Source organism: Nodosilinea sp. LEGE 07298, from assembly GCF_015207265.1.
Taxonomy (GTDB): domain Bacteria; phylum Cyanobacteriota; class Cyanobacteriia; order Phormidesmidales; family Phormidesmidaceae; genus Nodosilinea.
Map to the genome: position 1 here is coordinate 1 of NZ_JADEXE010000277.1, position 8,674 is coordinate 8,674.

The 8,674-nt window shown below is 47.7% G+C and carries 9 protein-coding genes; 5 read left to right on the forward strand and 4 right to left on the reverse strand.

Translation table 11 applies throughout. From position 1 onward, the window contains the following. Nucleotides 1-215 precede the first annotated feature (215 nt). Entirely contained in the window at nucleotides 216-569 is a 354-nt protein-coding gene (locus IQ273_RS26335) for a hypothetical protein (RefSeq protein ID WP_194026107.1), read from the reverse strand. After that, the gene (locus IQ273_RS26340) at nucleotides 569-895 is read right to left on the reverse strand and encodes a hypothetical protein (RefSeq protein WP_194026108.1); all 327 of its coding nucleotides are present in this window, start codon (nucleotides 893-895) and stop codon (nucleotides 569-571) included. The genes IQ273_RS26335 and IQ273_RS26340 overlap by 1 nt, the downstream gene beginning before the upstream one ends. Before the next feature lie 1,484 nt (nucleotides 896-2,379). On the opposite strand from IQ273_RS26340, the gene IQ273_RS26345 reads away from it, so the two are divergent. From IQ273_RS26345 to IQ273_RS26360, 4 genes are read left to right on the forward strand one after another with little or no spacing between them, the layout of a single operon-like run. Then, entirely contained in the window at nucleotides 2,380-3,144 is a 765-nt protein-coding gene (locus IQ273_RS26345; RefSeq protein ID WP_194026109.1) for a hypothetical protein, read from the forward strand. After that, a complete protein-coding gene (locus tag IQ273_RS26350) occupies nucleotides 3,134-4,585 on the forward strand; it encodes a 7-cyano-7-deazaguanine synthase (RefSeq protein WP_194026110.1) in 1,452 nt (483 codons plus the stop codon). The genes IQ273_RS26345 and IQ273_RS26350 overlap by 11 nt, the downstream gene beginning before the upstream one ends. 18 nt (nucleotides 4,586-4,603) lie before the next feature. Continuing rightward, a complete protein-coding gene (locus tag IQ273_RS26355) occupies nucleotides 4,604-5,806 on the forward strand; it encodes an XRE family transcriptional regulator (protein WP_194026111.1) in 1,203 nt (400 codons plus the stop codon). An 18-nt stretch (nucleotides 5,807-5,824) separates the two neighbouring features. Then, a complete protein-coding gene (locus IQ273_RS26360; RefSeq protein WP_194026112.1) occupies nucleotides 5,825-6,376 on the forward strand; it encodes a hypothetical protein in 552 nt (183 codons plus the stop codon). 478 nt (nucleotides 6,377-6,854) lie between these two features. On the opposite strand, the gene IQ273_RS26365 is transcribed toward IQ273_RS26360, so the two are convergent. Beyond that, nucleotides 6,855-7,325 carry a GNAT family N-acetyltransferase gene (locus tag IQ273_RS26365; protein WP_194026113.1) on the reverse strand — a complete coding sequence of 157 codons (471 nt, stop codon included), beginning with the start codon at nucleotides 7,323-7,325 and terminating at the stop codon, nucleotides 6,855-6,857. Nucleotides 7,326-7,518: 193 nt separating this feature from the next. Continuing rightward, nucleotides 7,519-7,980, reverse strand: coding sequence for a hypothetical protein (locus tag IQ273_RS26370; RefSeq protein WP_194026114.1), 462 nt, complete (start codon nucleotides 7,978-7,980; stop codon nucleotides 7,519-7,521). A gap of 458 nt (nucleotides 7,981-8,438) precedes the next feature. On the opposite strand from IQ273_RS26370, the gene IQ273_RS26375 reads away from it, so the two are divergent. Then, entirely contained in the window at nucleotides 8,439-8,612 is a 174-nt protein-coding gene (locus IQ273_RS26375; protein ID WP_194026115.1) for a hypothetical protein, read from the forward strand. Nucleotides 8,613-8,674 lie beyond the last annotated feature (62 nt).

Consider the following 8,674-nt stretch of genomic DNA (forward strand, 5'->3'; position numbering starts at 1 on the left):
TTTCGTCCTCTCCCAGAGGTCCCAAAAAACCTGCTAAAAAGGAGCCGTTTAATCCGAAGCATCCCCATGTTGCCACCGCTCGGCTCCTCAAGCAAAAGGAGAACAAACGTTCACCTTAACAGGGGTAGGGGTATGCCCTAGTAGTCGATAGGTGCGCGTGTGGTGCGTGGGTGCCCTGGTGTGGTCTGCTCTGCGATCGCATGTCAGACAGAGCGCTAAGCCACCGCACCGCGCCCATTATCCGGCAGATAGATCACCACTTCAGCCTGTGCCGTTGCTTCTGGTTGGGGGCGATCGCTCCATCCGGCCTGAGCTTTCAACCAGAAGATGCAGGCAGCCACATCGCCAGAAATCGCCAGGTTGTAGAGCCGCTCAGCTACGTTGCTCGTCGCTTCAATTCTTCCCTTCCGGTAGGCATTGGCTACCGCTGGGGTCTCCTTCCATTTCTGGAGAGTGCTAACGCTGACATCACAAGCGATCGCAATATCTTCTAGGCGAAAGCCTTGGCCCGCTAGTCGCTCAATTGTGGCGATGTCCGTTTCAGTTGGAGTCTTTCGCGCCCTGGCCATTACTTCACCTTCCCGCTGTCGAGCAGCACCCGTTCAATCCTCTCTAGTCGCTCATGCACTCGCGCCAGCCGCAGCACTAGCTCTGCGTTTGTCCTGGCGAGAGTCTCAGAAGTTTTCTGCTGAGACTCTAGTAGTCGCTGAAGCATAGCCCAGCTGTCAGCGTTCTGTTTTTCGCTGCGCTTGAGGATGAATTGAACCGTCCAGAGGCAAGCGATCGCAATGAAGCCGATTTCACCAAAGGGTATCTGGTCCATCGTTGGGGTTAGCGATGGAGCTTCGGATACCTGCGCCAGGGTAGCGGTGACTTCGGCAAAATTACGGCTCATAGTTCAAAGGTATTCTCAAGATGAGACGATGCCCCCAGTAGAAACGCGATCGCTGGGTTGTGAGCGATCGCAGTAGTACAGAAGATTTACCGATAGAATTTGTGGGTCAATCCAGCGATACCGCTATCACTCTGGATGTTTCACACCACTTCTGCCCTGGCTTTCCCCTCCGGGGACGTTCCACGAACGGCTAGGGCTTTTACCTTTGCTGGCGCTGCTGCTGCAGGATGAGTAGCGGGCGATTCTCCCGTTGGGAGACACTTCGCGATCGCGCAGACTTCGATCCGCCACAGTTATCTAGCCTCCACAGGCTTTCTCATTATCCCTAGTACTCGAAGGCTGAAATAAGTCCACTATTCCGGCACGCTTGGCTCCCTAGCTCCCCGGCTCTCTCGCGATTGGCAATAGTCGCCACACTTATGCCGCTGTCTACTAGTGCTTTATCAAGCTTTAATTTGTAGGTTGGGTGGAGCGCCAGCGGAACCCAACAAAGGCTTGCTGCTTTTAAGTTTCACTTCGTTGCACCCAACTACGCCTCGACGGGGTAAGGCGGGCCAGCGCTGGCCCTACCCGCTTTCAAAGTTTCCGCAAGTAGAGGCACCGCCGCCCTTCGGTTGCCCGTGCCCTCGCGGTAAGCGTTTCCGCAAGTAATTGGAATCTCGCCGCCGAGGCCCAGTCCAGCGACAGCCGCCGCCCCGATAGCTATGCTTCCACGGTGCGCCGAGCCCTCAACAACCCCGACAAAGCCACATGAGAAAACCTGCGGCTGGTGTTAGAGGCCCTGGGGGTCGATGCTGAGGCGGCCCTCGCGTTCATGGAATGTCTCCCGAAGGGAGAATCGCGATCAGTTCAGCTACAAAGGCAAAGACTTCTTAAATCAGCTTGCGTTGGCGTAGCTTCCCAGAGGGAATTGCTTGCGGCTACTGCTGGCAGCTCTGGGGGGCAATGCTGAGGCCGCGCTCACGTAATGTCCCCGGATGGGAATCGCGGCCAGTCAGGTTAAGCCTAAAGAGTTTGAGTATGGGAAACTACATCCCCGCCCACTGTAGAGCGATGGTGGCTCTTGAGGTTAACCCCTATCCTGCTCAAAGCAGTGCCTACAGCTGAAAACTCTACCGCCAAGGCCCAACCCTATAGCCAACTAAAACTGTGAGAAAACGGGCGATCGCATAGACAGGCTTTTAGCACTAACCACGACAAGGAACTTATGGCATAACGGCTAAGCTGAGCGGCGGCAGGTTTCCCTCGCACCTCAACGAGGAGATTTGCCCCGTCCGCTTCAACAGCCTAACCCACACTTAAGACATAGGTTCATTGTGACTGAGTATGCTTCTGAGCCGTAAACCCCCTCCAGATGAACTGTTCAAGCGTCCACGGATTCCGTTTTCTGACATTTTTTCTCCTGAATCGAGAAAATAGTTGACAATGTCAGGACTGTGGATTAGCCTGGGGATATTAAAGAACTCCGGTAGGCGGAGGTTGCCATGCCAGATGGAGATATTGTCCACAATGGGCTTGGACGGCTTTACAAAAAACCGTACCAACAGCTTTGTGAAGGAAAAGCAAACAGTGATGAATGTGCTCAGGTAATGCTTGAAGCACTTAAAAAAGATTTAATCCAAAGAGGTGATCTTCCTATCAGGCTTTGCCAAGAAATGAGTAATTTCATTATCCAAGCTCTTAGTTCTGGCGATGAGTTTAGCGCACAGAAATATGCCGAGCTAAGCATGAGCTTTGATGAGTTAAGCTACCATCTTAATGGACGGCCAGATCTTAAAAAACTTGCTCTTGATGCGGGTAAAAGTATTCTTCACGATCTCAGATATGGGGAGCGCATAGACTCTGAGAATGTCTTTAAGGAACTTTCTGGAAGATATATTAGTGAAGTTTATCAATCAGAATTCAAGGAGAAAGTTCCATTGACTCCTCAGCATCATGCGGGGATTGATGCGAACACTTTAGATCAACGGATTGCAGAAATTCAGCCGTATATCGATAAGGCAATAGATACATGGTCAAACAAGATAGTTTCTGATGGAAGCGTATCTAGACTAAGAATGCCTCCACGCCAAAGACTAGGCAATGAGCTAGATCTTCAAGGCGACTCTATGGCAAAACATAATCACCGAAATCATGAAAAATTAGCTGCACTTTTGAGCAGCAATAAATTTGGCTCTTTGCAAATAACTACTCAGGATCTAAAAAAGTATTTTTCACAGCCTTGTGAGGTGGATTGGGATGAGTCTTGAATCTTTTTCGACAAATGATAAAAGTGTCTATTCTAGAGAGTATACACTTCAGTTTGGTGATGTGCTAAGTAGGCACGGCACTGTTAATCTTGTTGATCACATCAACAAGACTGAATCTAAAGTGGGTATTTCTATAGATGATCGAGCTTTTCAATGCCGCACACAGAAAGAATTCCCCTCCATAATCGCTGATCTTATTGACCTAGCTGTCGCCGTTCATGTATCCGATCGTTTAGCTGTTCAAAATTTGAGGCAACAGCAAACTCGAATTCATGCTGTTCTTCCAGTGCGTCACCCAGAAATTTTAAATAAAAATTCTTTCCGAAATCAACTCTGTAGTCTACTGGAGTGGGCAACTGGAAGTAGATGGACATTTGAGTTTTCAAAAAGAATGAACACAGGTCGTATTGTCGAACAGCAACTTCTCATTGAATCTTCTGATCCTTATGTAGATGAGGTAACGCTATGGAGTGGTGGCCTTGACGCTCTAGCAGGGCTTTACACTCACCTTAAGGAAAAACCCGAAATATCTTTTATGCTATTTGGGACAGGAAGTAATGAAAATGCCTCTGCACGTCAGGAGCAGGTCTTTCAAGCGCTTCAACCATCTTTTCCTAACCGGTTGAACCTATGCAGAGTACCAATCCGTTTTTCTGAGAGCAATTTGCATACAAAGAACAAAATTTCTCGTGCAAGGGGCATTGTATTCACGTTGCTTGGTTCAGCTTGTGCCTACCTGATGGGACGACGAGTTTTACACTTATACGAAAATGGCATTGGTGCAATCAATCTCCCCTATCGAAAATCTGCTGTTGGTCTAGATCACTCTCGATCAGTTCATCCCTTGACCCTTGTTGGGGTTAGCAATCTGATATCAGAGCTTATAGGAGAGGAGTTTGGAGTCCGGAATCCCTTCCTTTTCTGGACAAAAGCTGAAATGTGTAAGCAATTGGCAGAAGATGCGAACTGTGATTTACCTTCTTTGACTACTTCATGTGATAGCCCGCATCGTAAGCAGCCTATCCAATGTGGCTACTGTTCATCTTGCATATTAAGAAAACAATCACTTGCAGCCTCGCGGTTAAAAGACCAAACCCGTTACATCGTACCTCATGGCGCTCGTCCAGCGGGTGATATTAGGTTATATCTTCAACATATGCTGGCGCAAGTTTCTACACTTAAGGGATTGCTGAATTATTCAGAAAATGCTACTTTCCAATGGAAGTCTTTGACTAAGAGATTCCCCGAACTTGACGACATCGTAGATAGGACTCATGAAGTAGAGGGCTTAACATCTCTTGAAATGAGAAAACGTTTAATTGGGCTCTATCAAACCTATATTTCTGAATGGGATACTGTAGAACCTCAAATTTCAGGAGATTTCTTGAATAAGATGAGTGTTCAGCAAGTATCTCAAGATTTTCAGCTTGCTACCCAGTGAGGGTGAAAGGGAAGTGCTATGGCTGCCAACATTCTTGACAATATTGATTTACGAAAATTGGGAGAGCTTCTGCAACAAGCACGGAAGAAGAGTGGGCTGACCCAAGCTGATGCGGCTAAGGTCATCGACGCTGCACGAACTACCATTGTTGCCATTGAAAAGGGAGAGCGGCGTCTCAAGCCGAATGAGTTAATCAAATTAGCTCGTGCTTACGGACGAGCTATCAGCGATTTTGTTCGCTCTACTCCTGTTACTGAGCCATTTGAGGTTCAGTTTCGCGCTGCTTATCAACGAAGTGAACAAGAAGAGGTACAAATAAGTCCAGTTATCCAGCGCTTTGAGGAACTGTGCCGCAACTACTTGGAGCTTGAGAAGATCATGGATGCTCCAATTGCTCGTAACTATCCTCAAGAATATAGCGTAAACAATATGCCGATAGAAGCGGCGGCAGAAAGTATTGCGATCGCAGAACGCCAACGGCTTGGACTTGGAGATAGCCCAATCCCAATGCTTCGAGATATCTTGGAGCAAAGTGTAGGGATTAGAGTGTTCTACCTAAAAATGCCACCAAAATATTCAGAAATTTATAGCTATGATGAGTATCTTGGTGGTTGTATAGCAATAAACTTGGGTCATTACGAGGAACGGCGGCGCTGGTCTATGGCTCATGGCTATCTCCATTTTCTTGCTCATAGACGAAAGCCTATCGTTGACTTTTCTGACCTTCGAGGACAATACAAAAGAATTCCAGAGAGCGAACGATTAGCCGAAGCCTTTGCCAAGTATTTTCTAATGCCCACAAGTGGCTTACTGAGTCGATTTAATGATATGTATCGAACTCATGGTAAGTTTAATCCAACTAATTTGTTTACTCTTGCTCATTATTATGGGGTGTCTATAGAAGCCCTTGTTTATCGGTTAGAAGACATGGAACTTCTTCCGTCCGGAACTTGGGATCGTTTGCGGGATCGAGGATTAAAGGTTAGAAAAGTACAGCAAGAACTAGGTTTAGAAGAGATCAAGCATAGGGCTGACTTACTCCCTGTCCACTATCAACACCTTGCTATTGAAGCTTTGGAGCAAGGACTTATCACTGAAGGACGCTTCGCAGATTTCCTTGGTGTTGATCGCTTAGAAGCTCGACGCATAGCAGAAGCATTACGTGAACATTCTAGCGGGATGCTTGAAGAATCTGCTCATCTAGATTTGCGTCAGGCTTAGGACACTGGGAGACAAATTATGGAAATCAAACACTCCCATGTAGTTCTTGATGCCTGTTGTGTCTTGAACTTCTGTGCTTCTGGGCATTTGATCGAGATCATACAGTCCCTGCCATCTCAAGTCGTAGTCGCTGAAGTCGTTAGAGAAAGAGAATTGCTGACTCTACAACGCTTAGCAGACGAGAGTAACGAAGATATAAATCAGTTTGAAGCAGCTGTGGAAAAGGGGCTGCTTTCAGTCGCAGATTTTAATTCTGGGAGTGAGGAAGAAACCTTTGTAAACTATGTTTTTGAGCTGGGAGATGATGGTGAATCAGCAACCTGTGCAATTGCGGTTCACCGAGAGTGGGCGATCGCTACCGATGATAAGAAAGCAATTTCTTTTTTTCAACGGGAAGCACCAAATTTGAAAATCCTATCAACTTTAGCAATAGTCAAGTATTGGTCAGAGGTAGCGAATGTCCCTTCTGCTACTTTACGATCTGTGCTTACCGCTATACGAATCAGAGGACGCTACATGCCACACCGTCACCATCCTTTACTAGGTTGGTGGGAAGATATGATGCGATGAATACGGAACTGCAAGTAAGTTCATCTGGTTATCTGTCAGTGCCTTGCTTGGCTGTATGGCAATCTTATTAGAGAGAAAGTTTCGGCCTGTTTGCCCTTATTTGGCGGATAGATAGAGACTTTCCGTATATCAACCTGAATTGGGCAGATCACTAGAAACTTTCCGTATAATGTTTCGATCCAAAGCGATCGCCAGAAACCTTCCGCATATATTCATGCTTGCTTCACCGCTACAGATCTCAGCCAAGCTAAGCCACTCGCACCTCGGTCATCCAGGCCGATCGCATAAGCTTTAGCTATCCCCCACCGGCAGAGCGCATGAGCGATCGCAGCCCCCCTACAGGTCAGACTCAGAGCACCGGCAAGCCGTAGCCCAGGCCCGAGCCGCCATCGAGGCCGCCATCGCCACCCTCAAGCTCAACAAAAGCCACATCACAGAGGGCCAAGAGAAAGCGATTAACACCGTTTCAGATATGTGCTCACACAACATACGGTTCAAGGTCGATATGCAGTCCATCATCTGGCTCAAACCCTTGCCGCATGTAATACGGCACACTTCGCTCACTTGGAGACACGAGCAACTCTACTAGACCCTCGCTTCGCGCCCATTCAATCGCTTTTGTCAACAACGTCGTGCCATGCCCAGCGTTACGGCTTTCCGGCTGCATGTAGACATTCGTAACATATCCAAATCGAATATCCAATTTGTTTGGTTTTGGAATCTTCTTGATCACACAAATGCATACGCAGCCGATCAGTCGGTCGCCATCGTCAGCTACCCAATATGCCCATTCGCCACCCGCAATGCCCGTTGCGACGAAATCGGCGCAGATTGGACCAAACTGTTCCCATGTCGTTTTTGCAACTCCATCCGTCTCTTCAACTCGAAAGTCCCAGCGCAGTCGTGCCAATTCATCCGCGTCTGCCTCAGTTGCAAGTCGATAGTTCATAGCGTCTCCGAGCAGTCATTTTCCGATCGCGTTCCGAATTGTCAATTCTTGCCTTGTGGGGGCTGGCAGTCGTGCACAAACAAGGTACAACGTTCCCAACCAGCGGCGGCAGATAACCTTGAACTCAGCACCAGCGGCTTCCGTCCGTCCGCTGCGTTGGGGTTGTTAGCCTGCGCCCCAAACTATAACTATTTTATAAAATCTTTGCATACAAAAGAATAGGCAAAGCAGAAACAACAATTAGCAAAACATGAAGATAATTCTGCAATGCTGGTCGCCTGAAAATGTCTTTGTCACCATCAAAAGGCTTAGGTATGCTTCTATCGAGTGCCTCCACTTCAGGCGCAATAGCATCCAATGCAGCATGTGCCCGTTTCTGATGCATTTTAATAAAAGCTCTTGTCCGTTGGTTCCAGCGTATAGCAATTAAGTTTGCAATGATTACTACTATTGGCAACCCGACTCCACTTACAAGGTTAAGCTTGCTTATATCTGTAAATGCCAAGGAGAAAGACAACACGCTAATAGTAACTATTACATTGGTCATAATTAATCTTTGCTGTTCTAATTCCTTCATCCTGTCATACTGGTGCTGGTAGTAAAGACGAAAGTCCTCTTTGTCAGAAGAGTGCTGGTTGGACGGGTTGTTAGTCATGCTTTTTCTACCCAAGCATTAGCTGAGTTCATTAATGGCAAAAGGAAAAGTACTTAACTATTTCTCCGAAATTATAAGACCAGTTCAATTCCTAAGGTTATTTCATTACAGATGATTGAAGACTACTCAGCGAAAAAGATGTACAGATAGCCTCTTGCTGCGCCCCCACAAGTAACTCAGCAGGCTAACAATCTTATTAGAGAGAAAGTTTCGGCCTATTTGCCCTTATTTAGGTAGATAGACCGAAACTTTCCGCATATCAACCTGATTTGAGCAGATCACCAGAAACTTTCCGCATAATATTCCGAGCCAGAGCGATCGCCACAAACCTTCTGCATATATTTATGCTTGTTAGCCCCACTTCACCCGCGTCAGCTCCCAACCAAGCTGAGCTAGCTTGCCCCTAGGTCATCCAGGCCGATCGCGTAAGCTTTAGCTATCCCCCACCGGCAGAGCGCATGAGCGATCGCAGCCCCCCCTACAGGTCAGAGGCAGAGCACCGGCAAGCCGTAGCCCAGGCCCGCGCCGCCATCGAGGCCGCCATCGCCGCCCTCAAGCTCCACAAGCTCCACATCACCAATGGTCAGGCCAAGGCTATCAAGCGGATTCTGTATGGAGCACCCGAAGGCTAGCCCCAAAAACTAAAAAATTTTGCGCCTGCCCTAAGAAAGGTGTGTGGGGTGGGCGTGGGGGG

Coding starts and splice junctions, on each gene's coding strand:
- IQ273_RS26335 (WP_194026107.1), bottom strand. CDS start 569: ATGGCCAGGGCGCGAAAGACTCCAACTGAAACGGACATCGCCACAATT.
- IQ273_RS26340 (WP_194026108.1), bottom strand. CDS start 895: ATGAGCCGTAATTTTGCCGAAGTCACCGCTACCCTGGCGCAGGTATCC.
- IQ273_RS26345 (WP_194026109.1), top strand. CDS start 2,380: ATGCCAGATGGAGATATTGTCCACAATGGGCTTGGACGGCTTTACAAA.
- IQ273_RS26350 (WP_194026110.1), top strand. CDS start 3,134: ATGAGTCTTGAATCTTTTTCGACAAATGATAAAAGTGTCTATTCTAGA.
- IQ273_RS26355 (WP_194026111.1), top strand. CDS start 4,604: ATGGCTGCCAACATTCTTGACAATATTGATTTACGAAAATTGGGAGAG.
- IQ273_RS26360 (WP_194026112.1), top strand. CDS start 5,825: ATGGAAATCAAACACTCCCATGTAGTTCTTGATGCCTGTTGTGTCTTG.
- IQ273_RS26365 (WP_194026113.1), bottom strand. CDS start 7,325: ATGAACTATCGACTTGCAACTGAGGCAGACGCGGATGAATTGGCACGA.
- IQ273_RS26370 (WP_194026114.1), bottom strand. CDS start 7,980: ATGACTAACAACCCGTCCAACCAGCACTCTTCTGACAAAGAGGACTTT.
- IQ273_RS26375 (WP_194026115.1), top strand. CDS start 8,439: ATGAGCGATCGCAGCCCCCCCTACAGGTCAGAGGCAGAGCACCGGCAA.